Annotated in this window: 20 protein-coding genes, 1 tRNA gene and 4 pseudogenes; 7 read left to right on the top strand and 18 right to left on the bottom strand. The window is 38.4% G+C overall.

Going from position 1 to position 26,626, the window contains the following annotated elements:
* Positions 1–119 precede the first annotated feature (119 nt).
* From PI20285_RS09810 to yycF, 6 genes are all read right to left on the bottom strand, one after another.
* A complete protein-coding gene (locus PI20285_RS09810) occupies positions 120–1,382 on the bottom strand; it encodes a S1C family serine protease (RefSeq protein WP_057773339.1) in 1,263 nt (420 codons plus the stop codon).
* A gap of 110 nt (positions 1,383–1,492) precedes the next feature.
* Positions 1,493–2,296, bottom strand: a complete 804-nt coding sequence (locus PI20285_RS09805) for an MBL fold metallo-hydrolase (RefSeq protein WP_057773341.1) — start codon at positions 2,294–2,296, stop codon at positions 1,493–1,495.
* A 51-nt stretch (positions 2,297–2,347) separates the two neighbouring features.
* On the bottom strand, positions 2,348–3,430 hold the full coding sequence (locus tag PI20285_RS09800; protein ID WP_057773343.1) for a two-component system regulatory protein YycI: 1,083 nt from the start codon (positions 3,428–3,430) through the stop codon (positions 2,348–2,350).
* Between the two features lie 14 nt (positions 3,431–3,444).
* A complete protein-coding gene (locus PI20285_RS09795; protein WP_057773345.1) occupies positions 3,445–4,767 on the bottom strand; it encodes a YycH family regulatory protein in 1,323 nt (440 codons plus the stop codon).
* Positions 4,764–6,611 carry a cell wall metabolism sensor histidine kinase WalK gene (gene walK, locus PI20285_RS09790; protein ID WP_057773347.1) on the bottom strand — a complete coding sequence of 616 codons (1,848 nt, stop codon included), beginning with the start codon at positions 6,609–6,611 and terminating at the stop codon, positions 4,764–4,766. The genes PI20285_RS09795 and walK overlap by 4 nt, the downstream gene beginning before the upstream one ends.
* Positions 6,612–6,629: 18 nt before the next feature.
* Positions 6,630–7,331: a response regulator YycF gene (yycF, locus tag PI20285_RS09785; protein ID WP_057773349.1), complete on the bottom strand. Its 702-nt coding sequence runs from the start codon at positions 7,329–7,331 to the stop codon at positions 6,630–6,632.
* A gap of 382 nt (positions 7,332–7,713) precedes the next feature.
* Between yycF and PI20285_RS09780 the strand changes: the two genes are divergently transcribed.
* Positions 7,714–7,786 (top strand) — tRNA-Lys (locus tag PI20285_RS09780).
* A 370-nt stretch (positions 7,787–8,156) separates the two neighbouring features.
* On the opposite strand, the gene PI20285_RS09775 is transcribed toward PI20285_RS09780, so the two are convergent.
* Positions 8,157–8,825 (bottom strand): MurR/RpiR family transcriptional regulator, encoded by a 669-nt coding sequence (locus tag PI20285_RS09775; RefSeq protein ID WP_057773350.1) that lies wholly within the window; start codon positions 8,823–8,825, stop codon positions 8,157–8,159.
* A gap of 188 nt (positions 8,826–9,013) precedes the next feature.
* Here PI20285_RS09775 and PI20285_RS09770 point away from each other — a divergent pair.
* The 3 genes and pseudogenes from PI20285_RS09770 (at position 9,014) to PI20285_RS09760 (ending at position 12,462) form a co-directional block, all read left to right on the top strand.
* Positions 9,014–10,029, top strand: a pseudogene (locus tag PI20285_RS09770) (Gfo/Idh/MocA family oxidoreductase).
* A 21-nt stretch (positions 10,030–10,050) separates the two neighbouring features.
* Positions 10,051–11,012: pseudogene (locus PI20285_RS09765) on the top strand (Gfo/Idh/MocA family protein).
* A 160-nt stretch (positions 11,013–11,172) separates the two neighbouring features.
* Positions 11,173–12,462 carry an ISL3 family transposase gene (locus tag PI20285_RS09760; RefSeq protein WP_245080531.1) on the top strand — a complete coding sequence of 430 codons (1,290 nt, stop codon included), beginning with the start codon at positions 11,173–11,175 and terminating at the stop codon, positions 12,460–12,462.
* A 269-nt stretch (positions 12,463–12,731) separates the two neighbouring features.
* Here the strand turns inward: PI20285_RS09760 and PI20285_RS11870 are convergent.
* Both PI20285_RS11870 and PI20285_RS11865 read right to left on the bottom strand, forming a co-directional pair.
* A pseudogene (locus tag PI20285_RS11870) lies at positions 12,732–12,998 on the bottom strand (transglycosylase SLT domain-containing protein); the annotation flags it as partial.
* A 3-nt stretch (positions 12,999–13,001) separates the two neighbouring features.
* Positions 13,002–13,355, bottom strand: a complete 354-nt coding sequence (locus tag PI20285_RS11865; protein ID WP_236698841.1) for a M23 family metallopeptidase — start codon at positions 13,353–13,355, stop codon at positions 13,002–13,004.
* 546 nt (positions 13,356–13,901) lie between these two features.
* Between PI20285_RS11865 and PI20285_RS09750 the strand changes: the two genes are divergently transcribed.
* Positions 13,902–14,270 carry a DUF1304 family protein gene (locus PI20285_RS09750; protein ID WP_057775221.1) on the top strand — a complete coding sequence of 123 codons (369 nt, stop codon included), beginning with the start codon at positions 13,902–13,904 and terminating at the stop codon, positions 14,268–14,270.
* Between the two features lie 68 nt (positions 14,271–14,338).
* Here the strand turns inward: PI20285_RS09750 and PI20285_RS09745 are convergent, their stop codons facing one another.
* From PI20285_RS09745 to PI20285_RS09725, 5 genes are all read right to left on the bottom strand, one after another.
* The gene (locus PI20285_RS09745; RefSeq protein ID WP_105782235.1) at positions 14,339–14,884 is read right to left on the bottom strand and encodes a C40 family peptidase; all 546 of its coding nucleotides are present in this window, start codon (positions 14,882–14,884) and stop codon (positions 14,339–14,341) included.
* Positions 14,885–15,164: 280 nt separating this feature from the next.
* Entirely contained in the window at positions 15,165–16,361 is a 1,197-nt protein-coding gene (locus PI20285_RS09740) for an MDR family MFS transporter (protein ID WP_057775224.1), read from the bottom strand.
* 114 nt (positions 16,362–16,475) lie between these two features.
* Positions 16,476–17,867, bottom strand: coding sequence for a replicative DNA helicase (dnaB, locus tag PI20285_RS09735; RefSeq protein ID WP_057775227.1), 1,392 nt, complete (start codon positions 17,865–17,867; stop codon positions 16,476–16,478).
* A gap of 106 nt (positions 17,868–17,973) precedes the next feature.
* Positions 17,974–18,426: a 50S ribosomal protein L9 gene (gene rplI / locus PI20285_RS09730; RefSeq protein WP_057775228.1), complete on the bottom strand. Its 453-nt coding sequence runs from the start codon at positions 18,424–18,426 to the stop codon at positions 17,974–17,976.
* Positions 18,427–18,431: 5 nt separating this feature from the next.
* Positions 18,432–20,456 carry a DHH family phosphoesterase gene (locus PI20285_RS09725; protein WP_057775231.1) on the bottom strand — a complete coding sequence of 675 codons (2,025 nt, stop codon included), beginning with the start codon at positions 20,454–20,456 and terminating at the stop codon, positions 18,432–18,434.
* Between the two features lie 354 nt (positions 20,457–20,810).
* On the opposite strand from PI20285_RS09725, the gene PI20285_RS09720 reads away from it, so the two are divergent.
* Positions 20,811–21,989 (top strand): MFS transporter, encoded by a 1,179-nt coding sequence (locus PI20285_RS09720; RefSeq protein WP_057775233.1) that lies wholly within the window; start codon positions 20,811–20,813, stop codon positions 21,987–21,989.
* Positions 21,990–22,041: 52 nt separating this feature from the next.
* Here PI20285_RS09720 and PI20285_RS09715 read toward each other — a convergent pair.
* Positions 22,042–23,403, bottom strand: a pseudogene (locus PI20285_RS09715) (FAD-dependent oxidoreductase).
* A gap of 32 nt (positions 23,404–23,435) precedes the next feature.
* Entirely contained in the window at positions 23,436–24,116 is a 681-nt protein-coding gene (locus tag PI20285_RS09710; RefSeq protein ID WP_057775236.1) for an EAL domain-containing protein, read from the bottom strand.
* A 322-nt stretch (positions 24,117–24,438) separates the two neighbouring features.
* On the opposite strand from PI20285_RS09710, the gene PI20285_RS09705 reads away from it, so the two are divergent.
* On the top strand, positions 24,439–25,728 hold the full coding sequence (locus PI20285_RS09705) for an ISL3 family transposase (RefSeq protein WP_245080594.1): 1,290 nt from the start codon (positions 24,439–24,441) through the stop codon (positions 25,726–25,728).
* A 76-nt stretch (positions 25,729–25,804) separates the two neighbouring features.
* On the opposite strand, the gene rpsR is transcribed toward PI20285_RS09705, so the two are convergent.
* A complete protein-coding gene (gene rpsR, locus PI20285_RS09700) occupies positions 25,805–26,047 on the bottom strand; it encodes a 30S ribosomal protein S18 (protein ID WP_057773936.1) in 243 nt (80 codons plus the stop codon).
* A 24-nt stretch (positions 26,048–26,071) separates the two neighbouring features.
* Complete coding sequence (ssb, locus tag PI20285_RS09695; protein WP_057773934.1) at positions 26,072–26,620, bottom strand: single-stranded DNA-binding protein; 549 nt, start codon at positions 26,618–26,620, stop codon at positions 26,072–26,074.
* Between the last annotated feature and the right edge of the window lie 6 nt (positions 26,621–26,626).

Here is a 26,626-nt window from a genome sequence, read left to right as displayed (position 1 = left end):
TTAGAAATCCTTATACATTTCCTGTGTATAATTCTACACTATCTTCATTTAATAAAAAACAACGTAAAGACACAAAAAGACGCCAAGCCTTAACTTGACGCCTTTCTAACTCATTTAAATTATTTAGCTTCGGAACTCAACTCACTGGTTGTTTCTGTTAGCTTGATTGTTCCTGTTTTCTGAGTGTTACCTCGGTACCATGTGATTTTAACTGAATCGCCGACTTTGAGTTTATATAACTTATCTCGCAGCGTTGCCACACTGGTAATCTTAGTGCCATCCAACTTAGTAATAACATCGTACTTCTTCAAACCGGCATTACGTGCTGGTGAACCGGCGTATGTCTTATAGATTACAGCCCCTTCGTTTACCTTTGAAGAGAGCTTCAAAACTGACTTTTGCTGACTAGCAGTAATATCTGTCAAATCCAACAAGGATGCTCCAATCGCTGGCCTAACAATTTTACCTTTAGAAATTAATTGATTAATAATCGTCACAACTTCATTGGAAGGAATCGCAAATCCCATCCCTTCAACGCTCGTACCAGAAGAACTACTGCTAGAAAGTTTCATCGAATTAATTCCGATAACTTGACCAGCTAAATTGATCAACGGACCACCTGAATTACCTGAGTTAATGGCTGCATCCGTTTGAATAACAGTTGCTTCGCCCGTTTCTTGACCGGCTTCATTCATTGTGGCAACTGTTCGCTTCTTAGCAGAAACAATTCCTTGCGTTAACGAAGTTGCATAATCAGAACCTAGAGGAGAACCAATTGCTAAGGCTGTTTCACCAACTTTAATACTGTTTGAATCTCCGAAACTCGCAACTGTTGAAACCGATGAAGAATTAATCTTCAAAACAGCCAAATCAGTTACAGTATCTTTTCCAACCACTTTCGCAGATAGCTTCTTACCATTACTCATGATGATTTCTACTGCGTTAGAACCTGAAATAACATGGTTATTCGTTACAACATAGGCCGCATTGCCACTCTTCTTGTAAATGACACCAGAACCTTCAGCGTAGGTTTCTAACTTGCTGGAATCTGAACTACTGGAATTAGAACTTGAAGATGAGTCTCCAAAGATAGATCCGTAAAGACTATTACTTGAAGTAGAACTTTCCTTCTTTAAATTAATGACCGTCACAACGGCGTTTTTAATGCTGCTGTAAGCTTTTTCGGATTGGCTACTAACATTGACCTTCACATTACTGGTTTTTGTCGAACCGGTGCTGTTGGAACCACTTGGAACCGCCGTTTCCGATTCGGCCTGCCGATTACTCATGTAATTAGCCGCCCCAAATGCAATTCCTCCACCAATTAAACCAGCAACTAATGCTGTAATGATAACTGTCCATAAATTTTTATTTTTAAACATAGTTATATGCGATCAAATGATCGCGCCATCCCCCTTTGTTTAATTATTGTAACTGTTTTCATAGTATCAATAAATTGTGATGAAAATATGAACGATTTTAATATTTTTTATTAAATTACGGTCAATTTAGACGCACTTGTATGGTCTGTGTCTAATAACTGAAAGTCATGCCCCACTGCTAGGTCTTTGTTTTTCATCATGGAAGCCACCGTTAAGTGAGCTAACTCCTTCATATTATTATGTAAACTGAGATGTCCAAGAAAGATCTTCTTAGTATTATATCCCATTACATCCATTAAAGCATTGGCGCCATCTTCGTTAGATAAATGCCCATGATCACTGAGAATTCGCTGTTTTAAAGGCCAAGGATATCCACCCATTCGTAACATTTCAACATCATGATTCACTTCAAATAAGTAAGCATCTGCATTTTCAATCTGTCCTTCAACCCGCTCCGAAACATAACCGGTATCCGTTAAAATCACAAATGTTTTACCATTATGATGGAATTCATAAAACTGAGGTTCAGCAGCATCGTGTGAAACTGCAAAACTCTCTACATCGAGATCGCCAAACGATTTCGTTTTGCCAACCTCAAAAACATTTTTTTGCGCTTCTGGAATCGGACCAATCTTGGGCGTAATTGCATTCCAAGTTCCTTGGTTTGCGTAAATATCAAGGTTATACCGTCGTGCCAAGACCCCGGCGCCCTTAATATGATCAGTATGCTCATGAGTTAGAAATAAGGCATCAACATCAGAAAGATCTCGTCCAATGCTGTTCATAAGACCTTCAATTTTCTTACCACTTAAGCCCGCATCTACCAGCATCTTATGCTGTGGGGTTTCAATATAAGTCACATTACCTGTACTACCGCTTGCCAAAATACTAATCTTCATGTCATCTTCACTCATGAATTACTTTACTCCTCTTATAAAAAACTAGATTGAACTTAAATTAAGTATCTACTGAACTTCAGATGAAGTTGAACTACTTACCGATTTAGCAGCCTTTGCTGAACTGGAACTAGTCGCTGTCGCGCCAGTGCTTGAGCTTGCTGTTCCCACACTGCTGCTATTGCTATAGGTGCTACTATAGCTATTCCTGTTCGTCGTCGTTTTGACACTGGTCTCCATACTAGATTCAACCGCTTGTTTTGAGCTTGAAACAGCTTGACTTAACAAACTGCTATCATCTTCTGAACTAGACGCTGAAGAGGCCGAACTACTACTCGACGAGGATACCTGCGTATTGTACTTCATAATGACACCTGTGAAGGCATTAATACGGTAAAACTGAAGTGCTGAGCTACCTTTACCATGAATTGCAATATACCAAGTTGGCACATAAACCGATCCCTTTTCAATACTTAACAGTCTCGTATATCCTAAACGGGCCCATTTGATGACCGTATCGTTCGGCATCTCATTATACTGGTAAAGCCAAATAATTGCACGTTCCTGACTTATCGTATCCTGCTTTTCTCGAAGTGGTTGCGCATTTGTTAAATAGCCTTGTGTATACCCAACAACTTGATGAGCATCATTAACTTTAAATCGAATTTGCCCCGACTTGGAAAAAATGCGTTGACCAGATACTTCTTGCGTATAGATAATCTGAGTATCTGATGAAGTAGCCGCATCGTATTGATAATGTTTGCCATTTACAATCTGGACACTATCTTTCACAACCTTATCCAAAGTTTTATCTGGGTGTTTCGTATTTAGGCTAATGGGCGTATTAAATGTACTAATAATTTCTCCGCTTACCATTTTTGCAGATTGACCAGCCAGTTTGTTCATCTTGGTTTTAACTTTTTTGGTACCAGACGTTTGGGTTGAAATGTAATACCCCTGACCCTTTTTATTAGATGGTTTCTTAAAGGTAATCGAATCATCGCGCATTTCTTTCAAAATTGTTGCATTATGACTCGTGCCTGTTGCTGTTGAATGAACATCTGAATTATTCTGGAGAAAGGAGACAACCAAAAAGATATCTAATGCCGCAAACGCTGCTAAAAAAATCAATTCAATTCTTTTGAAATCCATGCGTTTTCATCCCCTTACTGTTGTTGATCTGAAAGTAATTGTTGATACGATACCCACTGATTTTTATAGTTTACATACCAAGTTGGTGTCAAATTGACCACTAGATCACTAGCCGGGTTAGCTGTCCATTGATAACCAATTTCAATGTTGTTAATATCAGCTGTACGATATCCACTGGCTTTCAACCGATCCAAAACTACCTGCGTTGAAGGAAGCGTCGTGCGTTCTTTTCCAGTCGGAACTGGAATTTGTAAACTATATAATGAAAAGTTAATTTTTTTAGTCCGTGGACCGGTAATCTGAACTTCGACTGCCCCATAATCGGTTTGGTTAAAAATTGGAAAGCCTTCTACGTAACTTCGATAAACAATCGCATTATTTTTTTCATCGTACTTGTAATAACGCATGTTATCTAACGGAACTTCCATTTTCTTCAATAACGTAAAACTTTGTGACATAGCTTTACTCATATTCTCGTGATACGCCTTGTGACTCGCTAAATCTTCATAAGCTACGGTTCCTTTTTTATTGTTAACCGTCATTCTTTTTGAATTATTATCATTGTAAATTGTCTTACCAGACTGCTCTTTTGTTGTAACCGATGAGGCATTATCACTATTAATTAAGGTTGAAACAAAATAGGCCGCTGTTTGCTTATTAACAAGATAACTATATTCTGGTACCTTCACTGAATCTTCATACTCAGTCATCATATGGTGATTAACCAATGTTTGCTTAACAGTGAATTTCTGAACATTACCACTGATAATTTCTTTAATGAGGGCCAGGTTTTGTTTCCTAGTCTGGACCTTATAAATTGCATAGTTCGTGTCATTTAGTAAATACACTTGATTACACTTCTCAGTCGAAAAAACAATTCGTGAGATTTTCCCACTAAATTTAATATTTTGTTTAAAGGCATTATTCAAAATCCCGCCAGTCACACTGTCCGGATATTTTAACATCACCGTATTTTCTCGACCCATTAATTCTTCGTATTTTTTCCGATTATTGGTAGATTCTTTAGTGACCCTTGTTAAACGCCAATCTTCAATGGCACTTCTCATTGAATCAGTCAGATTAACTTTCGTATTATTGATTAAATGCGAAGTTGAATCCGCTTGAGTGTAAATCACTTGTGTTGGCAAAAAAACGTCCCCAAGTGACTTATTCGCTTGTTCACTTTGAATCACACTTGTATTTGTACCCGATTGTTGTTTCGTTTTTTCATACCGTGCCGGACTGGTCCAAATAACCCAAGACAAGCCAATGCTCAAAAGGATCGCCAAAATAAGCCCAATATGAATTAGTAGACGACTTGTACGCATTCCTCTCATTCCCACTGATCCTCCTCATCTAACGGCTCATAAGGAAGTGAAATGTAGAATATCGACCCTTTGCCTTCCTTACTATCAACCCAGATTCGACCACCATGCATAGAAATGATTTCCTTAGAAATTGCCAATCCTAAACCAGTTCCTCCTTGAGCACGAGAACGAGCTTTATCCACTCGATAGAAACGATCGAAAACATGGGTTAAGTCTTTCTTTGGAATTCCTAGTCCCTCATCAGAAACGCTCAAAATGACATGATTATGCGTTTCAAGCAAGCGACAGGTAATTTTCCCACCATCTGGAGAATACTTGATGGCATTATTCATAAGATTATCCAACACCTGCTGGAATTTATCAGTATCAACTTCTACCCACAAGTCACGGCGGGTGAATTCACGTTTAATCGTATAACTCTTATCTGGATTATCATCTGTTTTTAAAATCATATCAAAACGATCTAAAACGTGATTGAATAGTTCATTTAAGTTAATTAACTCTAGATCTAATTTAGCCGTCCCAGAATCCATGCGTGACAAACTAAGCAAGTCGTTAATCATGCGAATCATCCGATCTGTTTCATCTTGGGTGACCTTCAGAAATTGAGGAGCCACCTTCGGATCCTTCCATGCACCGTCTGTCAACGCCTCAATATAGCTCTTTAAACTCGTTAAAGGTGTTCGAAGTTCATGGGAGACATTTGAAACGAATTGTTTTCGGTCTTGATCAATTTTTTGTTGTTCGGTCACATCATGAAGTACACAAACAAGCCCACTAATGAACCCTGATTCACGCTGAATTAAGGCAAAAGAGGCATGTAAAATTAGATCTTGAGTTTTGGTTGAAAAATCAAGCACAATGTCATCTTGATTTTCTAAGAGTTCTCGTAATGTATAAGTCGTCCGAATATCCAAGACATCTAAAATGGATCTTCCGGCCGTATGCTCGCCATCAGAACTCAAAAAATCAAGCGCCATATCATTCACAATGGTGATGCGCCCCCGACGATCAGTCGCAATCACCCCATCGGTCATATGCGCTAACACACTGTCCAAACGGCGTTGTTCAGATTCAGTTGATTCTTGTGCCTCTTCAATCCGCACAGACAAGTTATTAACTGCTGAAGCTAATTGACCTAATTCATCTTTTCCGTAAACATGAACATGGCCGGAATAGTCTCCGCGGGCAATTCGCATCGTTTGTTTTTTCATTTCGTCAATTGGTCGCGTGATGGCTCGCGAGATAATGATCGCTAGCAGCAATCCCACGACAATCGCAAAGGAGGCCGCCACAAAGAAGATCAACATGATGTTGTTGACATTTTTATAGACACTCTCTAGATTAGCACGGACATATAGAGCCCCAACCACGGTATTTGTGTTGCCACTCGTATTGATTAACGGAATAATCGAAATATAATATCGATTATGATTCCCTTGATCATAATTAACTTGCTGATACGACCGTGAATTATAAATAACATTTTTAATGGCCCGGTCGGTCGTTTTTTGACCAACCAATGATTGCTCGTTTAAGTCACTTGAAGCTCGCACAGTTCCCTTGTTATCAATAACTCGAATTTCCGTAATATTAGTATTATTAACATCCGATACAATCTGTTGAATCTGTTTATTAGCCGAATTAGTGTTACTTTTCACCAGCTGGTCTGAAATGGTATTGTCCACGTACGTTCCCAGCTGGACCTGAGTTTTAAATTGACTCAAATTTCGTTGTTCCAATTGACGTACAAAAATAACCCCGACGATTTCCAATGTTATCATTAATAACAAGGCGAATACCAAGGCTATTTTAAAATTTATCGATTGGTAAAAACGGGTTTTCTTGTTCATAAGCAAACATGACTCCCATTATTTTTCATTTTCTGGATTTCTTAAGTAATATCCTACACCACGACGTGTGACAAGATAAACTGGATTACTTGGACTTTCTTCAATCTTTTCTCGTAATCTTCGGACCGTAACATCAACCGTTCGGACATCACCAAAATAGTCATATCCCCAAACAGTTTGAAGTAAATGTTCCCGGGTCATTACTTGCCCCATATGTTGGGCTAAGTAGTACAATAATTCGAATTCACGATGGGTTAAATCAAGTTGATCCCCATGTCGAGACACTGCGTATGCATCTGGGTTAATATCCAGGTCGCCTACTTTAATGTCGTTATTTTCTTGTTCGGCACTCACCAATTGATCTTGGCGACGTAAATTAGCTTTAACTCGCGCAACTAACTCACGATTTGAAAATGGCTTGGTCACATAGTCATCAGCACCTAATTCCAAACCAACTACCTTATCTAGTTCAGAATCCTTAGCCGTCACCATGATAATTGGAATACTGTGTTTGGCACGTACTCGTCGGGCAACTTCTAATCCATCAATTTTGGGAAGCATAAGATCTAGTAAAATAAGATCTGGACTGTCATCTTCGACTTTTTCCAGAGCTTCTTCCCCATCATAGGCCGTAATAACTTCATAGCCCTCTTTAGTTAAATTAAATTTTACAATATCAGATATTGGTTTTTCGTCATCGACAACTAAAATTTTTTGCATAAAGCTTTGTTCCTCCCTACAGAGTAATTCTTGTTTTAAATTATATATTCTATTTTTGGTAAAAAGCTTAAAAACATTGCGTTCTTATTATACCACACGTGTTTTAACGGTTACACGGACAGCTTTGTATTGACTAACATTATAGGTATTTAGAACCAATTTTACTTTATCTAGCTTAGATTTAAGGTGAATTTACTTCATTTAAACAAATGAATCCCTTTATTGTAACTGTGTTAATATTCAGTTGTCCCATCCCGTTTGATCGGCAACTCAAAAAACTGATAAACTAGCAATCCTAACAGTGAAACTGCGGTGAAATTTTCAAGAAACGGTTGCCACGACTGAAAATATATGATAATATATTGTAGTCGGTTAATGATATGGGTGGTTAGCTCAGCTGGCAGAGCAACGGACTCTTAATCCGTGGGTCCAGGGTTCGATCCCCTGACCACCCATAAATACCAATTAATCAGTAATCATGCAGTGTTAACAAACACCGTGGTTACTGATTTTTTTATTGTTCTTACTGTTATACAGAGTTATTACAAATTAAGCAACTAATTAATCTTATCCCCACACCGATCTAAAAAGACCACTATTCTTTGACGAAGAATAGTGGTCTTTTTAATTGTCTTCAAATAACTCATCTGAATTTAGTAAGGTTTGTGTTTGCCTTTGATTTAATAAATTATGCGTATAAGCGTGACTATACATCAAAGAAAATACAATATCCAAAATATACTCAAAAGCGATCTGAGATGCAAAAGTTCCAATTTTACTTTCATCTTCATGTTCATCTTGGGCGGCTACAATGGTTAATTTAGTTTACGCTGTCTTTTTAGACTGAAGTTTACCAGTAAGTAAGATAGTGGAAATCCGTTTGTTCTCAAGCAACGCCATCATTTGTGTATATTCCGGAACGTTGGCTCCATAAGAAATAAACAAGGCACAATCCGTTGGGTGCACATTAGCAATCACCCATTTTTCATCAACATATTCTTCAGCAATGACGGGGAAAATATCTAGTTTTATGAGCTTATTTTGAAAACTTCGTGCCCGGATTTGCGAGTCACCGCGGCCAAAAAAGAAGAGTCGTTTACCAGTTAATAGCATTTCTGCTGCGGTTTGTAGTTGCTGTGGGTCAACTTGAGCTTGGGCTCGTTTAATCGCCGTGGTCGTCAAATCAGCCATGTTTTTAGTGATTACGGTAGCCGATTCCGTTGGATTAAATGGAAAGTTTGCATCGACGGCTCCCAAAGAGACGAGTTGTTGCGCTAAACTATCGCTGGCTGCTAATTTCAAGTCACGAAACCCTTTATATCCTAATTTTTTAGACAAGCGCACAATTGCTGAATGCGACGTATAGGTAAAGGCTGCCAGTTGTTCAATTGTCATCCCCGGAATATCGGTTAGATGTCCTTTAATATAGTCTTCAATACGCTGCTCTGTCTCAGTTAAATCGGTACGCTGTTCAAACTGCTCAAGTAATGCCATTTACTTTTCACATCTCCATTGATACTAGCACAGACCATGCTTTTTCTGACCAAGATGGGGTCAAAATGTTTAACTAACTAGCCCTTTTAACTCATATATTCGATAGTTGGGTCCTGTTTCCTTAAAATTAACCCCAACTCCTGAATTGAACTTCATAATAAGCTCATAATCTTAAGGAGGTCATATTCATAATTAATGGTGCATTTATTGGAAATGGAAAAAGTGCCAATCGGTATCATCTGCCATTTGTGTTAAAGCTAAAAGATCAATTTAACGTCAAAACAATTTATTCCCCTAGTGGAAAAATCAGATGGACTCCTATCTCTGGTGTTCATTATACGACCAACCTTGACGATATCTATAAAGATTCTGAAATTCAGCTAGTTGTGGTCACAACTCCCAGCAAGTTCCATTACTCAACGGCTAAGGACGCTTTAAATCACGGGAAAAATGTTTTAGTTGAAAAACCTTTTTCTGAAACTGCAGCTGAAGCGCGCGAGTTGTTTGATTTAGCTAAACAAAAACATCTTTTTATTCAATGTTACCAAAATAGACTTTTTGATTCCGACTTTTTGACGGTTCAAAAGGTCATTAACAGTGGCCTATTAGGTGATTTACTTGAAGTAGAATCTAATTACGATTACTACCGCCCAGAAGTTCCAGAAAATACTACTGGTTTTAGTAAAATTAATAGTTTTCTCTATGGTCATGGTTGTCATACCTTGGATCAGGCCATCAGCTTTTTTGGTAAACCAGATAAGGTTCACTATGATGTGCGGCAGTTGCTGGGTAGTGGCCATATGAATGATTACTTCGATATTGACTTGTATTACGGACAAATGAAGGTCAGCGTTGCGTCAAGCTATTTTCGCATCAAGCCCGTCCAAGTTTTGTTGTTTACGGCAAAAAGGGCATGTTTATTAAGGAAAATATGGACCGTCAGGAAGAACATTTAAAGTTATTTTACATGCCTAATCACGATGACTTTGGGATTGATCACCCTTCAGACTACGGGACCTTAACCTACTATGATGATAATAATCAATACCATGAACAAAAAGTTACCTCAGTTAACGGGGACTACAGTCGCGTTTATTCCGCTATTTATGCCTCTATTGTTGAAGGCAAAAAGAAACTCATTAAAGATGAAGAAACCATTCAACAGATTAAAATGTTGGAACAAGGCATCCAAACGTGTCATTAATTTTGAAAGGAAGTTAATATAATGAAACTAGCCGTTTTAGGAGCAGGAAAAATTGTCCAGGACTTTGCTACTATGGTAAATGATTTACCAGAGATTGATATCAAGGCAATTTTTGGTCAGAAACAGGACCTCCCAGTAATGAAGACTTTACAACAAGCAGCTCATATTGATGCAATTTATACAGATCTAGACCAGTGTTTAGCATCCGATGTCAGCACTGTCTACATTGGATTACCCAATTCTCTGCACTTTCAATTTGCTAAAGCAGCGTTGCAAGCCGGTAAAAACGTTATTTGCGAAAAGCCTTTTACTTTGAACTCCGAGCAATTAAAAGAATTAGAAAGATTAGCTAAATCCAATCAGCTAATCTTGTTAGAAGCCATCACAAATCAATATTTAGTCAACTACAAACAGCTAAAAAATGACCTGCAGAAACTGGGAGATATCAAAGTTGTGACATGTAATTACTCTCAATACTCATCCAGATACGATGCATTTCGGAAGGGCACTATTTTACCAGCATTCGACCCTAAATTAGGTGGTGGCGCATTGATGGATCTGAATATCTACAATATTTATTTTGTGATTGGTCTGTTAGGTGCCCCAACCGATGTCCACTACTTAGCAAATGTGTCTCATAATATTGACACTTCTGGAATTTTAACTTTAAATTATCCGCAAACAAAGATCGTCAGCATTGGTGCGAAGGATGTTGATGCGCCCGTAACAACAGCAATTGAAGGAACTTTGTAAGTGGTCCGACAAACGTCTTAGATCACTATGCAGTTAGTATAAGGGGACAACAGCCTCAAACAATTGATGTTAAAGTCCATGCTCACCGCATGTTCCAAGAATTCCAACAATTTACGAAAGTTATCGACAGCCATGACTTGGAATTTACTAATAAACAGCTCCAACGTGATGAAATTGTAATGCATGTGGTTGATCAAGCTTTAGCTGACAGTCAAATTAAATTAGGTTAAATTAAATACGACAAGCCTCTATCTTGATATAAACGATAGAGGCTTTTTTAATCATTTTGTACACAAAAAGCTGCCCGTAAAAGGGGGTCTACACTTTCTGGTATTGGTGAATAACTGATACCAGTTTTTATTTTGAAAATTAAAAGGACATCTGTCCTCTTTGTGCTACGATTTAATCACCAAACAAAATCGAAAAGAGGAAAAACAGATGTCCCTAACTAATTCTATCTTAAGCTTGTTTGAAATGACAGACCCAAATATAACCGTAACTGGTGTTACCAAGAAACGTTGCCCGAATGGACAACGAATTCATGTCGTTCACGCCAACCTTTCTTATCAGCTTGTGAAATGTCCCCATTGTGGCCATAAAAGTCTAATTAAAAACGGTACCCACGTTAGTCATCTAAGGTTGGGAACCTTATCAGGCGGACGTTATGAAATGCAGCTAAGAAGACAAAGATATCAATGCCAACATTGTTTAAAAACCTGTGGAGCTAAAACTAACCTCGTTAGACGTAATGAAACTTTTACCCACAATGTTAAACATCAGGTCATTGTGCTAGCTCGTGACATGCTGACCAGTAAAGAAATCGCTAAAATTTGTGGCATTTCACCAAGTAGTGTGCAACGTATTTTAAATGCAAATATTCACTTGGCTTACCGTGTTAAGCAACTTCCACCAAATCTTTGTTTCGATGAATTTCGTTCCTGTAATCATCTAATGTCCTTTAACTGTTGCGATGCCGTTAGTCATCGCCGCATTGTGACCCTCGAAGATCGTCTCAGTAAGGATATCATTGATTACTTTGAAGCTCGTTATTCAGTTCAAGAACGTGCGAAAGTTCAAACAATTACTATTGATATGAACGCCGAATATGCCAGCTTTATTCATCGTTTATTCCCGAACGCTGTCACGATTATTGACCGTTTCCACATTATTCAGCTTGCTGGTCGTGCACTAGACAATGTACGTACACGCATTATCCGTACTTTTCAAGATAAGCATTCACGCATTTACCGCATCCTTAAATCTCAATGGCGTTTATTTCATTTGGCAGAAGAGAAAATCAATGACACTAAGCTTATCTATTTACGAGGCATTAACGAGTATATGACCCAACAGAACGCCATCGACCTTGCCTTAGATGAATTTCCAGAATTCAAAACTGTGTATCAAACTTATCAAGGCATTCTAACTGCTATCCACCAAAAGAATGCCACGGGATTTAAAAATTTGATTACCAACTACCAAGTAGCTGGTAATCAAATGGACGTCACCATTTCAACCTTCGTTAAGAACGGCTCAGCAGTGCTCAACAGTTGTCGTTATCCGTATTCTAACGGTCCTATTGAAGGACTTAATCGCAAAATCAAGGTATTAAAGCGTAGCTGTTTTGGTTTTCGAAATATTCATAACTTCTTCATTCGTATCAGTTTAATTCATGAGTAAACAAAAAGCACATTCACCGAAGTGAACATGCCTTCAAAAATCTCTACCAATACAGTTTGACAGAGACCCGTAAAAGGCAGCTTCAATGAATCTTATTTAGTTTGCTGGCTTTAGTGCCAGCTGTTTATTTTAATAAAATATTTTGATCCTTAATCTGACTTTTCTAGTTGCTTTGCAAAAAAACAGTGCGAAATTCTGCAATTCAGAGTTGCACACCGTTTTTTGTTAGAAACTATCAACAACCGCTATAATTCCTAACAACTTTTAAATTAAAGTGCCCAAGCAGCCATGCCTTGCGCGTTGTACAAACTAACAGCAGCGTTGACTTGTTGTTCAACTGATCCACCACTAATGTGCATATTTTGGAATAAACCATAAGCACCACTAGTACTATTACGAACAGATGGCTCCCAGTTTGATTCTCGTGTAATAATCATGTTCCAAGTAGCAGAAGAAACACCAGTCCGTGATTCCATTTGGCTTAAAACATAACTCTTCAAATTGCTACCAGTGTAACTCGTTGAAGTTGATGTGCTTGTTTATTTTGTTGTGTTTGAACTTTGCGTATTTGTAGATGTAGTATTTGAGCTTTGTTTGTTTGTTGAGCTAGTATTTGTCTTTGGCGTTACACTCTTAACAGCTGGTGTTGATTTCACTTCGCTCTTCGTAGCAACTTTAACTTCGCCATCACTCTTAAGTAATAACTTTTGACCAACATAGATCAAGTTTACATTTTTAATTTTGTTCGTTGTTGCTAATTTTTGATAGCTGGTCCCGTTATTGAGGTTATATGCAATTTCTGAAAGTGTATCGCCTGATTTGACTGTGTAAATTTCATCAGCATGAGAAACTGTTACCAATAATGTGAGACCCATAAATAATGCAGCCATCATAGCCACCATAAATTTTGTAACGTTTGTTCTTAATGTCCTATTATATATACTCTCCTTGTTTTTATAAGCTACCTAGAAGAATACACTTTGAATATTGCAGTTATGTTTCAATGAGGTTTATATTCATTGACCTTCACTTACGTTCATGTCACAATTCTGTAATATAAGCTTCGTTTTCCCCTTAATTTAACTGAAGTTAATCGCACTTAACCCCTTTATTGATGGGACATGATGCAATTCGTTAGGATCGTTGGTATAGCTCTATTCTTCTGGGAAAAATCACTCGAAATTTTTCCAATTTAACCAATAAATCAAATTGACAGTAAAATTTTTTTATAAATGAATGACTTTGCTCTCGTTAGGTATTATTGAAGTTCATTCCCCTTTTGGACTTGTTATAGGATATGTTTGTTATTCAATTTAAGTACAGAATTACAAATTAACCCATAATATCCTAATTTTCTTATAGAGTTTTCATGACACGACCTGTTAACTTATTTATAATCTACTTATGTTGTACTTTTATTAAAGGGGGCTTTTTCTTTTATGTTATTGACCATCACTGTCTTAATTAGTCTGCTCATTGCTTTAGAGCATATTTACTTCTTGTATATCGAACTTTTCGCGCCGTACGAAAAAGTTGCCACATTCTTCAGCTTGCCTGAAAAAATCATTGAAAATCCAATTGTTCAAAAATTCATTCAAAATTTAGGGTTGTTCAGTGGGTTTGTTGGACTGGTGCTTATTCTAACCATCGTGATTGTCCCAAATGACCCCATGAAATACGTCCTAATCTTTCTAAATTTGTTTGTCTTTCTTAATGGAATTTATGCAGGGTTTGTATTTTCACGAAAATTCTTCTTATTAGAAGCACTGCCGGGTTTACTGGCTATGATTTTAGCAATCCTAATTTAGACTTCACTATCTTAGACAATTTAAAAACGGGTGACCAAATTGGCCATCCGTTTTTTGCTTAATTTAATTTAACCATTTACGTGGCCTGATAAACTTGGCATAAACGCACCGCTAACTGTTTGAACGGATACATTTTGACCAGGTGCAGGGGCTGCAACGTATTTTCCACTACCTATGTATATTCCAACATGGTAACTTGCTCCTTGTGATCCCCAAAATAATAGATCGCCAGGTTGGGCCTCTGCAACAGTATGTTTAGTCACATGACCTTCTTGGACCACTGTATTATGTCCCAAGCTGATGCCTGTAGTGTGTGCATAAACCCATTCAGTGAAACCTGAGCAATCCATTCCACTCATTGATTCACCAGCCCAAACGTAAGGGATATTCATTTGTGCTAAGCTTAAAGCCTCAGAAACGACTGAACTATCACTTGTCGAGGTGCTTGTTGTCATTGCTTGAGCTGTCGCGTTATTTGCTGTTGTTTGTGCAGCCGTATATTGTTGATTTCCTCCAGCACTTGCATCAGCGCTCGCAACATTTGTTGCACCAAAAGTAATCCCGACTACCCCAACTGTAAGAACAAGCACCTGTTTGAAATTCATTTTTATCATAAGACTTCCTTCCATATTAACTTATTTCTTATCATTCTAACAAGAATAACCTTAACATGCACGTAATACGCTAGCATATAAATCCGTTTACGAAATCATCTCAAAATATGACAAAAAATTACAGAGCTAGCAAGTATTCAAAAAGTTCACCTTCACTTAACTACATATTGAGCAACTTTTAAACTTCATATTAAGCTACAAACACCTTTCTAATAGTATTTGTATTCATAAGCACAAAAATAACCAACTCTGAATTCTCAGGATTGGTTTTTATCTGACTCTATTTATATTCTGTTAATTCGTTCTTATCTCGTTCAATCAGCACAATGTTTACAAATAAAATTAATGCGATGGCAACGGAAGCGACAACGAATAAGGAAACGAAAGAGAACGTATCAATAATTAAACTACCAACAAGTGGACCAACTGCACGCCCCGCTGACGGAAAGGAGCTTGCCAATCCTTGATATCGTCCCTTCATCCCATATGGAGAAAGAAGGTTTGCGATTGCCGGAATCTGCGGAAATGTGATTGCCTCCCCGATCGTTAAGATGATCATTGCCAAGACAAAGGCAATGTACTGGGTTGCAAACACCAAAATTACAAATGAAGCAATTATAAAAATCATTCCAAAATAAACTTGATGGAAAGGATCTTTAAACATCTTGCCACCCTTCCAACTTAAGAAAGCTTGAACGATTACGATAAAAAGACCATTAACCGTCCATAAAAAGCTGTAATCTTTAAGTGGAATATGCAAACTCAACATATAGACCGAAATATTACTGTTCCATTGCTGATAAAAAATCCAAATAACAAACAAACTAATGAATAACGTATACATAATAACCACATTCACATGTGGCATTCTTTGCGTTTTTGAAGCGGGTTGCGCATCTTGATCCATTTGCTGTAAACTCTCTGGTCGCTCTCGTTTGACGTGATAGTTCATCGCTGCCACTACAAAGAAGACAACATACAAAGCAGTTGAAATCGCAAATAAGGGCGCTACATCATCCTTAAACATCAAACCCACAACTGCCGTTCCAATCATCACACCTAAATTTTGGACAAAGTACAACATATTGAATACAAAACGCCCATCCTTACTATGCACGGTTGTCCCTAACGCATTAACAAATGCTAGAATCCAACCAGTCCCCAATCCAATGCAAACTAACATAATCGGATAGATCGGCCAATCATTAACAAACACCAAAACTAACATGCTTAAAGCCGTAAAGGCAATTCCTCCAAGCAATAGATAATAGCCATCATGTTTGTCGAACAAACGGCCGGCAACAAATGATCCCACAATACTAGCCACTGAGTTTAGCATTAACACAATTCCCACAACTGTGAGTGAGTGTCCAAGAATGTTGTGCATATACACGGTTGTTAATGGCCACACAAAGCTCATCCCAATGCTATCCATCCATGAACCAAGCAACAAATAACGTAATTTAAGTTCTTTCATCGTCCCCTCCATCTAAACTTCATTTAACTAAAAAACTGCATAATATAACAGTTTCACATTAAAGCTTACCCAATAATCGGCCAACTTCTTCATGCAAAACTGCTAATTTTGGAGCTAGTTATCAGGTACGTACGCAATGGGCGCAAATTTGTTGTAAGACTTTACAAACAACAGCTTCACAGTTCCCCGCGCACCACTTCGGTTTTTCTCAATAATAACTTCAACCGGCCCTACATCCGGATCTTCACTCTGACGTGGATCTGAATCGTTCCCATCCCCGTCTTCGCCATCTTCTCGATCGTAGTAGTCTTCACGATACAAGAAAGCTACGATATCAGCATCTTGTTCAATTGATCCAGATTCACGAATATCTGACAATACTGGTCGTTTGTCCTGACGCTGCTCAACCCCACGAGAAAGCTGGGAAAGTGCCAAAACTGGTACTCTGAGTTCTTTTGCTAGCTTCTTTAGCTGACGTGAAATTGCAGAAACCTCTTGTTGTCGGTTTTCTTGGCCAGAACCTTCAATTAGTTGTAAATAATCCACCACAACTAATCCCAAATTGCCTTGTTCTTTAGCTAATCGGCGACATTTGGCCCGAATTTCAGCCATCTTAACTCCCGGCGTATCATCGATATAAATATTAGCCTTTGCTAAACTTCCCATGGCAATCACTAAATTTTGCCACTCTTCTTCATCTAATTGACCCGTTCGTAAGTGATTGGCATCAATACTGCCTTCCGCACACAACATCCGATTAACTAGTTGATCAGCACCCATTTCCAAACTAAAAATGGCCACTGTTTTATCCGTTTTGGTTCCCACATTTTGCGCAATGTTTAATGCAAACGCAGTTTTACCAACAGCTGGTCGGGCAGCTAGAATGAAGAGCTCATCCGGATGAAGGCCTGCCGTAATTTTGTCTAACTCACTGTAACCAGTAGACAATCCGGTAATTTCATCGCCGTTTTGATACAATTTATTAATTTCAGTCATTGAATCGGTCAATACATCAGAAATCTTCTTGAATCCTGATTGATTACGATCTTCTGAAACTTCGCTGATTTCTCGTTCCGCTTCATCTAAAACATCCCCAACGCTCTCATCTTGCTGATAGCTTTTGGTAACAATCTTAGTGGCAGCTTTGATCAAACGCCGTAAAATAGCCTTTTCTTGAACGATTTTTGCGTAGTAGACAACGTTGGCCGCAGTTGGAACGGAAGCTGCCAACTCGGCAATATAACTGATACCGCCTACATTGTCTAACTGATTTTGCGCTGTCAAACGGTTATTCATTGTGACAACATCAATCGCTTCATCCTCATCATTTAACGTGACCATGGTTTGGAAAATAATTTGATGAGCTCGTTGATAGAAATCTTCAGGTGTCAGATATTCCATGGCTTCCACAAGAACTTCGGAATCCAAGAAAATGGCTCCTAAAACGGCTTTTTCCGCCTCACTATTTTGTGGCGGTGTTTGATTTTCTAAACTATCATTATTCATGTTTCTACCTCTGATGACTCGGAAAGTTTCTAAAATATTTTTTTTATAACTGCCCTTTATCGGTACCTTAAAACAGCCATTTCACCACAAAATAAACTGGATTTAGTTACTTTTCTGCAACGTGAACGCGAATTTTAGCTGTTACCCCTGGGTGTAATTTAACGGGTACATTTGTATAGCCCAACACACGAATTGGGTCGGTCAATTCGATCTTTCGTTTGTCTAATTTAAGTCCAAACTGCTTTTCAAGTGCTTGCGCAATTTGTTTACTGGGAATCGATCCAAACAACCGGCCGTCAGTACCAGCCTTAGCGGTTAATTCAACCACTGTCTTATCGGCTTCTAGAGTAGTTTTTAACTGCTTAGCTGTCTCCAAAACTTCTTCTTCATGTTTTTCTTCAGCACGTTGTTGCCCTTTTAAACTGCTCATGGCACCCTTTGTGGCTAGCTCGGCTTTACCATTTTTAATCAAGAAATTTTGTCCATAGCCATCTGGGACATTCTTAACCTCGCCACGTTTACCTTTGCCTTTAACATCTTCTAAAAAAATAACTTTCATGAAGTTCACTCCTCGTCGTCTTTATTTTCTTTATCATTTTCTTTTTCTAAAATGATGGTTAACTGCGCTTTAACTTCAGCAACGGTTTGATCTTCAATTTGTGTAGCGGCACTACCCAAATGACCACCACCACCCATTTGTTCCATAATTAGCTGAACATTAACATCACCAGCACTTCGCGCGGAAATTCCGACTACTTTTTCAGAACGCCGGGTAATAACAAATGATGCTTCAATTCCAGAAATTGAAAGTAAGGAATCAGCCGCCTGGGCAGCCGTAACCGGATCGTATGTCCGCTCTTCTTCACCCACACAAACTGCTAAGTTTTTATTTATAAACGCCACAGATTCAATGAGATGATTACGTTGTAAGTAACTATCCACATTTTCCTTCATAAAGTGACGAATTAATCCTTCATCTGCCCCAACTGACCTTAAATAGCTGGCGGCATCAAAAGTTCGGGTTCCCGTTTTTGTTGTAAAGGATTTTGTATCAATTTCAATCCCCGCCAGCATCCCGGTTGCCTCAATTTCATTGATCGGTTCACTATCTTTAGATTGGTACTCAAACATTTCAGTAATTAATTCACAAGTTGAAGATGCATAAGGTTCAATATAAACCAAAACCGGATTTTCAGGAAATTCTGTGCCTCGTCGGTGATGATCAATAATCATAACACGATTTTCAAGCTTTTTATACAGCTCAGGTGCGGTTGTTAAAGAGGGTTTCGAATGATCCACCATAACAAGTAAGCTCTGACTATTCGCATTCTCTAAAGCTGCTTCTGGCGTGATAATTGACTCTTTAATAGCAGGATAATCCTCTAATGAAGTTAACAACCGTTTAACGTCTGAATGTAAATGTTCTTCGTCCAATACAATCCAGCACTGCCGGTTATTCATTTGTGCAATTCGCCGAATACCTAAACATGCACCAAGTGAATCCATATCGGATTGCTGATGACCCATGACAAAAATTTGATCGGCCTGTGACATCAATTCAGTCACGGCCTGACTAATCATCCTAGCTCTTACCCGCGTCCGTTTTTCCATCGGATTAGTTTTACCACCATAAAAACGGGCCTGATCATCTGGCGCTTTTACAACAACCTGATCGCCACCACGTCCCAAGGCCAAATCAAGATTACTCTGCGATAAATCTGCCAAATTATTTAGGTCTTGATCCCCATAGGCAATCCCAATACTTAATGTGATTGGAAAGTTCTGTTTGGAAGTAGCTTCTCGAATGGTATCCAACAATTTAAAGTTATCAGCTTCAACTTTTTGTAAAACTTCAGCATACATTAACACAAAAAAGTGATCATCATCGACACGTTTGAGATACATCCCAAATTCCTGTGCCCAACTTGAAATCTGATTTGTGACAAAACTGCTTAGACTTGAGACATCTGAATCCGCCATTGACTGGGTAACCTCATCGTAGTTATCCAAGAAAACCTGCCCAATTACTACTTGTGAATCATCATAAGCTTCTTCAATTTTGGCATATTTGGTGATATCCATCATGTATAAAACATGACTGTCCTGCTCAGTTAATAACGTGAATTGCCGATCACCCCAAGAAACAGTGACTGTTCCTTTTTCTTCACGATGATCCTCCAAAAGTTTTGCAAGATCTTTATCGACATCGACAATTTTTTTACCTAAGACATCTTTATCGCCCATGTAGCCTTGCATATAAGGATTAATCCACTGGATTTGATCTTCATCCCCATAAATCAAGATTCCAAGTGGCATTCGTAAAAGCGAATCCTGTTCGCTACGTTTAATTCGAAACGAAAGATCCGAAATGTATTTTGTTGTTTCTTCATTAACTCGGTGAAGTGTGTCGTTAATAAAGACACTTCCCAAGATAAGAAGGATCAATAAGACAACTCCCAATATCCAGTTGTAATAAAACGCAACACCTGCGCCAACGAGTGATAACAAAATAATATAAATTGCTAACAACCGTAAACGAGGGTTCCGCATAAATACTGGAATCCTTTCTGCTAAACGTAATTTTTTCATAGTTTCTCCTCGAATTGTAGACTAGTTTCATTTTATCACAAAGACCCATGACAAAGAACCGTGAGTAACTTATGTACGGACAACAAAATAAGCTAAACTAATTTTTTGAGTTACGTTCCACGTGAAACATTTTATGCACAAAATAACAAAAAATGTTTTTACCATTGAAGTTCACCAACCTTATCCGACCTTTACGAAACTCCTTTTTTTGTTTAAACTAAGCTAGTTATGGAGGTATTGCTATGTTAAATAATCGCTTTTTTCACTGGCTAATTATGCGCATTGAAAATCCTTTTTCGCTGCTAAATAAAATCTGAGCCTGCTACTTAATTTTTTAGAGAAGAAGGAAAAAATTTGGAATCACAAAAGGAATTATCCGGAAAAACTGTTTTACTCATGGCAATTGCTACTGGAATTATTGTAGCTAATTTAAATTATATCCAACCGATTGAAGGCTTGATCGCAACTAGCTTTCAAGTTTCCAAAGCCGCTGTCGGTGTTGTCGCCATGCTCACCCAATTGGGATACGCGTTTGGCCTTTTATTCATTGTGCCATTAGGGGATATCTTCAATCGTTATCATCTCATTCAAATCATGTTAAGTTTATCAATTTTAGCATTGTTACTGGCCTTCTGGGCACCATCCCTTATCATATTTGGCACAGCATCTTTACTAGTTGGAATTACTTCCGTGGCTCCCCAAATAATCATTCCCTACGCGGCTTATTTAGCCCCTAGTCTCCATCAGGGAAAAGTTTTAGGAAACGTCCTCAGCGGATTATTAACTGGGATCCTATTATCTCGCTCAGTCAGCGGTTTATTAGGAAGCTTTCTCAGTTGGCAATATGTCTATTTAATCGCCGCGATCATTTGCACAATCTTATTAGGTGTCTTACATGCCTTCTTACCAAGAGATCCACGTTCACATCAGACTATGCACTACGGCAAAGTTTTGGCATCTCTGCCGAAACTATTAGCTAAAGAAAAACACTTACAAGGATCTGCCATTAATGGCTTTTGTTTGTTTGGCGTGTCAAACGTTTTGTGGTCCACTTTGGCATTTTATTTAGCTCATCAGTATCATTATGGTAGCGACGTTGCTGGCTTGTTGGGCCTGTTAGGAATTACGGGCGTTTTATTTGCCTCAATCATTGGTCGTTTGGTTGATGCCTATTCACCAAGAATCACAATTGGTCTTGGCATTCTTTTTTCAACCTTGGCATTTATTATTTTTGCTGGCCTTGGGCATTTCTTTATCGGCTTAATCGTGGGAATTATCCTCTTAGACTTAGGAACCCAATTTGGGCAGGTTTCAAACCAAGCCATTGTTCAATCATTGAGTTTACAGGCGAGCAGCCGTAACAATTCCATTTTCATGTTTAGTTACTTTTTAGGTGGCTCCTTAGGAACTTTCTTTGGGACATTTGCCTGGAGTAACTATGGCTGGATTGGTGTTTGTATTGTCGCCGCCGTTTTCTTAGTTTTAGCTCTCCTTGGACATTTATTTTTAAAAGAACCGCAAAAATTAAGTTAAACTAAAACACCTATCAATCAGCGTAATCGTGGATTGATAGGTGTTTTTTACTCTAATTAACTTGTTTTGTTTGTCGTTCTTGTTCAATTGCTAATTGGGCTACCAAATTTAAGTAATTAAACGGTTCATCATAATGAGGTTGAAAAAGCATGTCTACAAAGGCTAGATCATCAATTGTATTCTTATTTTGAATACAAATCGAAATTGCATTCGCCGATTGCGCAACCTCATGCTTACTAAATAATTGCGCACCTAAAATTTGCCGATTTTTTCGATCATAAACAAGTTCAATCGTTAATAAATCCGTGGTTGGCATGTAGCTTGGTCGATAGTTCCCCTCATAAACCACAGAGGCTGCATCTAAGCCTTCTCTTTTAGCAGAATTAAGTGTTAACCCACTGCTAGCTAAAGTTTACCCAAACAACTCCATAGCTGAAGTTGCTTGCGTTCCCATGTTCTTTTGGATTTTACCAAAAATATTTATCCCCGCTAAGGCCCCCTGACGAACAGCATTCGTTGCTAGGGGAATGTATGCATTATTGCCTGCTGGATTGAAATACGAAACACACGCATCTCCTGCTGCATAGACATCAGGATTTGAAGTCTGCTCGTATCTATCAACTAGAATCGCACCGTGGCGGTCCATATCAACCTGCCCGCGTAACAGCTCCGTATTAGCCATAAAACCAGTGCTGACGATTGCCAAATCAGCTTTAAGTTCACCTTTATCGGTTTTAAGGACGATTTGATCATCCTTATCAGTGCCATGAAAGGCCTGGACTTTTTCGTCTAAATGAACATGAACGCCATGATCTTTGAGTAACTTAGTAACTTTCCCGGAAAGTAACGGATCAACATAGTTGTTCAATACTTGATCATGCGATTGAACCAGTGTAACTTCATGATCGGTATCCGCATAGGCTTCTGCTAGCTCAACACCCACGTATCCACCGCCAACAATCGCAATATGTTTATGATTTTTAGCCGATTCATAAATATTTTTAGCTTGTTCATAGCTTTTACACAACAAAACTCTTGAATCATCAATTCCCATCAGAGGAGGGACGACCACATAGGAGCCAGTGGTCATAATCAGCTTGTCATAGGTATCCGTGAAAACTTCTTTGGTCAGCATATTTTGAGCAGTAAGCTGGTGCGTTTTGGTATCAACGCTTAAAACATCGTGTTGTGTTCTAACAGTCGCTCCCTGCTTTTCTAGATCTTCAGGACTCGCATAAAACATATCTTCCAATCGCTTGACGTCACCATTTAAATATAAAGAAATCCCACACGATAAGAATGACACGTTATCATTTCTCTCATAAATTGTGACTTCTGTGTCGGGATGAGCCTTAAAAATTTGGGTGACAGCTGCAATTCCGGCGTGTGTACAACCAATTACAACGACTTTCACAATGATTTCCCTCTTCCTCACTACAATCCAAACTAATCAGGATCGTCAGCATTAATTTTAAGTAAATGTGGTTTTCCGTAATAATAGCCTTGGCGCAAATCAATCTCCAAATCATCAGCTAGCTGATCATCAGCATCATCTTCAATTCCCTCAAGAATAAAACGTAAATTTTCTTTCCGCGCAATATCACGCCAATAAACGACTTTAGCTTGAATTTTGGGATCCTGAAAACTTTCCTTAAAGTTCTGTAAAGCAAATTTGATTTCACTCACGTACGGAAATAATGCTTCTATCTCGTTAATCTGATTATCCCCTGTGCCCACATCATCCAAACAAATTTCCATTCCACGCTGAATGAACCGCTTAAACATGGGCTCCAGATCAGCATTAGTAATTGCTTCATCCCCTGGCTCCTCGGTTAATTCAACGTTTAACTTCAGTGGTCGTAATTGATCTTGCGCCTTGATTAGTGCCGCATTAATTTGCTTATTCATCATTTGTGTTCGATTTAAATTAACCGAAACGGATCCAATTTTTAAAACTAATTTGGCTGTTGTTTCTGCTAACATATCTGCAATAACTGGGGCAGGAATTTCTGAAAACAGCTTTGGCACTTGCCAACCATTATCCGAATGTTTCCGAATTAATAGTTCGTATCCAATTAATGAATTATTCATCTTATTTAATTGTGGTTGAATAAAATAACGATACATTTAATTCCCCTTTTAATTGTATTAGTTACTACTCATTATAAAACACTTTTTAATAAAATGTTTCTAAACCCACTATCTTTAAACCAGGTAGGCATGATATTCTGCTAAAAATCCATTAACCGATTTTATACCTATTTACTTTATCATAAATAATTATAAATCTCTAAAAATAGATTGCTTATGTATATTTAATCAAAAAAAGGCCTATCAAATCAATTTATTGATTTGATAGGTCCTCATTTGAATGGGTCTACACTTTCTGGTATTGGTGAATAACTGATACCAGTTTTTATTTTGAAAATTAAAAGGACATCTGTCCTCTTTGTGCTACGATTTAATCGCCAAACAAAATCGAAAAGAGGAAAAACAGATGTCCCTAACTAATTCTATTTTAAGCTTGTTTGAAATGACAGACCCAAATATAACCGTAACTGGTGTTACCAAGAAACGTTGCCCGAATGGACAACGAATTCATGTCGTTCACGCCAACCTTTCTTATCAGCTTGTGAAATGTCCCCATTGTGGCCATAAAAGTCTAATTAAAAACGGTACCCACGTTAGTCATCTAAGGTTGGGAACCTTATCAGGCGGACGTTATGAAATGCAGCTAAGAAGACAAAGATATCAATGCCAACATTGTTTAAAAACCTGTGGAGCTAAAACTAACCTCGTTAGACGTAATGAAACTTTTACCCACAATGTTAAACATCAGGTCATTGTGCTAGCTCGTGACATGCTGACCAGTAAAGAAATCGCTAAAATTTGTGGCATTTCACCAAGTAGTGTGCAACGTATTTTAAATGCAAATATTCACTTGGCTTACCGTGTTAAGCAACTTCCACCAAATCTTTGTTTCGATGAATTTCGTTCCTGTAATCATCTAATGTCCTTTAACTGTTGCGATGCCGTTAGTCATCGCCGCATTGTGACCCTCGAAGATCGTCTCAGTAAGGATATCATTGATTACTTTGAAGCTCGTTATTCAGTTCAAGAACGTGCGAAAGTTCAAACAATTACTATTGATATGAACGCCGAATATGCCAGCTTTATTCATCGTTTATTCCCGAACGCTGTCACGATTATTGACCGTTTCCACATTATTCAGCTTGCTGGTCGTGCACTAGACAATGTACGTACACGCATTATCCGTACTTTTCAAGATAAGCATTCACGCATTTACCGCATCCTTAAATCTCAATGGCGTTTATTTCATTTGGCAGAAGAGAAAATCAATGACACTAAGCTTATCTATTTACGAGGCATTAACGAGTATATGACCCAACAGAACGCCATCGACCTTGCCTTAGATGAATTTCCAGAATTCAAAACTGTGTATCAAACTTATCAAGGCATTCTAACTGCTATCCACCAAAAGAATGCCACGGGATTTAAAAATTTGATTACCAACTACCAAGTAGCTGGTAATCAAATGGACGTCACCATTTCAACCTTCGTTAAGAACGGCTCAGCAGTGCTCAACAGTTGTCGTTATCCGTATTCTAACGGTCCTATTGAAGGACTTAATCGCAAAATCAAGGTATTAAAGCGTAGCTGTTTTGGTTTTCGAAATATTCATAACTTCTTCATTCGTATCAGTTTAATTCATGAGTAAACAAAAAGCACATTCACCGAAGTGAACATGCCTTCAAAAATCTCTACCAATACAGTTTGACAGAGACCCATTTGAATTATTCTTCGGAAACGAATGGAAGTAAGCCCATGATCCGTGATCGTTTGATTGCAATTGTCAAACGACGTTGGTTCTTAGCACTTGTTCCGGTAACACGACGTGGCAAAACCTTGCCTCGTTCTGAAATGAAACGTTTCAGTAAGTCTGTATCTTTGTAATCGATATAATCGATATGGTTAGCTGCGATAAAGTCGACTTTACGACGTCGACGATTTCCGCCTCTTCTTTGTTGTTGAGCCATTGAATATCCCTCCTCTAATAGTTATTAGAATGGTAAATCATCGTCGGAAATATCAATTTGTTCGCCGTTATTTGCAAACGGATCGTTCGGGTTCGTACTGGCACTTGAAGCAGGACCATTGCTATTGCTCTGGTTATTACTGCTATTAGTGTTTCCTTGCCCGGCATCAAACGGATTGGTATTTTCGGATGATTGCGGAGCATTGCTTTGAAATCCCGAGTTGTTCTCCTGCCGTTGACGCTGTTCGGATTGAGAACGGGATTCCAACAATGAAAAGTTTTCAACGACAACTTCCGTAACATATACCCGCTGATTCTGTTGATTTTCATATGACCGGGTTTGAATCCGCCCATCAACTCCAATCAATGAACCTTTATGGGTAAAGTTAGCGAAATTTTCTGCGGCTTTTCGCCAAATAACACAGTTAATAAAATCAGCTTCACGTTCTCCTTGTGAGTTCGTAAATTGCCGATTAACTGCAACTGTAAAGGTTGCAACTGCAGCACCGCTGTTGGTGTATCGTAAATCAGGGTCTCTGGTTAAGCGTCCAACAAGAACTGTTCGGTTTATCATAAACAA

This window comes from Pediococcus inopinatus (genome assembly GCF_002982135.1).
GTDB lineage: Bacteria > Bacillota > Bacilli > Lactobacillales > Lactobacillaceae > Pediococcus > Pediococcus inopinatus.
The sequence above is the reverse complement of the archived record's forward strand: the minus strand, read 5'-3'. Positions and strand labels throughout refer to the sequence as shown.

What these genes read in the sequence shown, in the direction of transcription:
- PI20285_RS09795 (WP_057773345.1), bottom strand. Translation starts at nt 4,767, where the DNA reads ATGAGAGGAATGCGTACAAGTCGTCTACTAATTCATATTGGGCTTATT.
- PI20285_RS09725 (WP_057775231.1), bottom strand. Translation starts at nt 20,456, where the DNA reads ATGAAAAAATTACGTTTAGCAGAAAGGATTCCAGTATTTATGCGGAAC.
- PI20285_RS09800 (WP_057773343.1), bottom strand. Translation starts at nt 3,430, where the DNA reads ATGGATTTCAAAAGAATTGAATTGATTTTTTTAGCAGCGTTTGCGGCA.
- PI20285_RS09740 (WP_057775224.1), bottom strand. Translation starts at nt 16,361, where the DNA reads ATGAAAGAACTTAAATTACGTTATTTGTTGCTTGGTTCATGGATGGAT.
- rplI (WP_057775228.1), bottom strand. Translation starts at nt 18,426, where the DNA reads ATGAAAGTTATTTTTTTAGAAGATGTTAAAGGCAAAGGTAAACGTGGC.
- PI20285_RS09805 (WP_057773341.1), bottom strand. Translation starts at nt 2,296, where the DNA reads ATGAGTGAAGATGACATGAAGATTAGTATTTTGGCAAGCGGTAGTACA.
- PI20285_RS09745 (WP_105782235.1), bottom strand. Translation starts at nt 14,884, where the DNA reads ATGATAAAAATGAATTTCAAACAGGTGCTTGTTCTTACAGTTGGGGTA.
- yycF (WP_057773349.1), bottom strand. Translation starts at nt 7,331, where the DNA reads ATGCAAAAAATTTTAGTTGTCGATGACGAAAAACCAATATCTGATATT.
- PI20285_RS09750 (WP_057775221.1), top strand. Translation starts at nt 13,902, where the DNA reads ATGTTATTGACCATCACTGTCTTAATTAGTCTGCTCATTGCTTTAGAG.
- PI20285_RS11865 (WP_236698841.1), bottom strand. Translation starts at nt 13,355, where the DNA reads ATGATGGCTGCATTATTTATGGGTCTCACATTATTGGTAACAGTTTCT.
- PI20285_RS09775 (WP_057773350.1), bottom strand. Translation starts at nt 8,825, where the DNA reads ATGGCATTACTTGAGCAGTTTGAACAGCGTACCGATTTAACTGAGACA.
- rpsR (WP_057773936.1), bottom strand. Translation starts at nt 26,047, where the DNA reads ATGGCTCAACAACAAAGAAGAGGCGGAAATCGTCGACGTCGTAAAGTC.
- PI20285_RS09710 (WP_057775236.1), bottom strand. Translation starts at nt 24,116, where the DNA reads ATGTATCGTTATTTTATTCAACCACAATTAAATAAGATGAATAATTCA.
- ssb (WP_057773934.1), bottom strand. Translation starts at nt 26,620, where the DNA reads ATGATAAACCGAACAGTTCTTGTTGGACGCTTAACCAGAGACCCTGAT.
- PI20285_RS09810 (WP_057773339.1), bottom strand. Translation starts at nt 1,382, where the DNA reads ATGTTTAAAAATAAAAATTTATGGACAGTTATCATTACAGCATTAGTT.
- walK (WP_057773347.1), bottom strand. Translation starts at nt 6,611, where the DNA reads ATGAACAAGAAAACCCGTTTTTACCAATCGATAAATTTTAAAATAGCC.
- dnaB (WP_057775227.1), bottom strand. Translation starts at nt 17,867, where the DNA reads ATGAATAATGATAGTTTAGAAAATCAAACACCGCCACAAAATAGTGAG.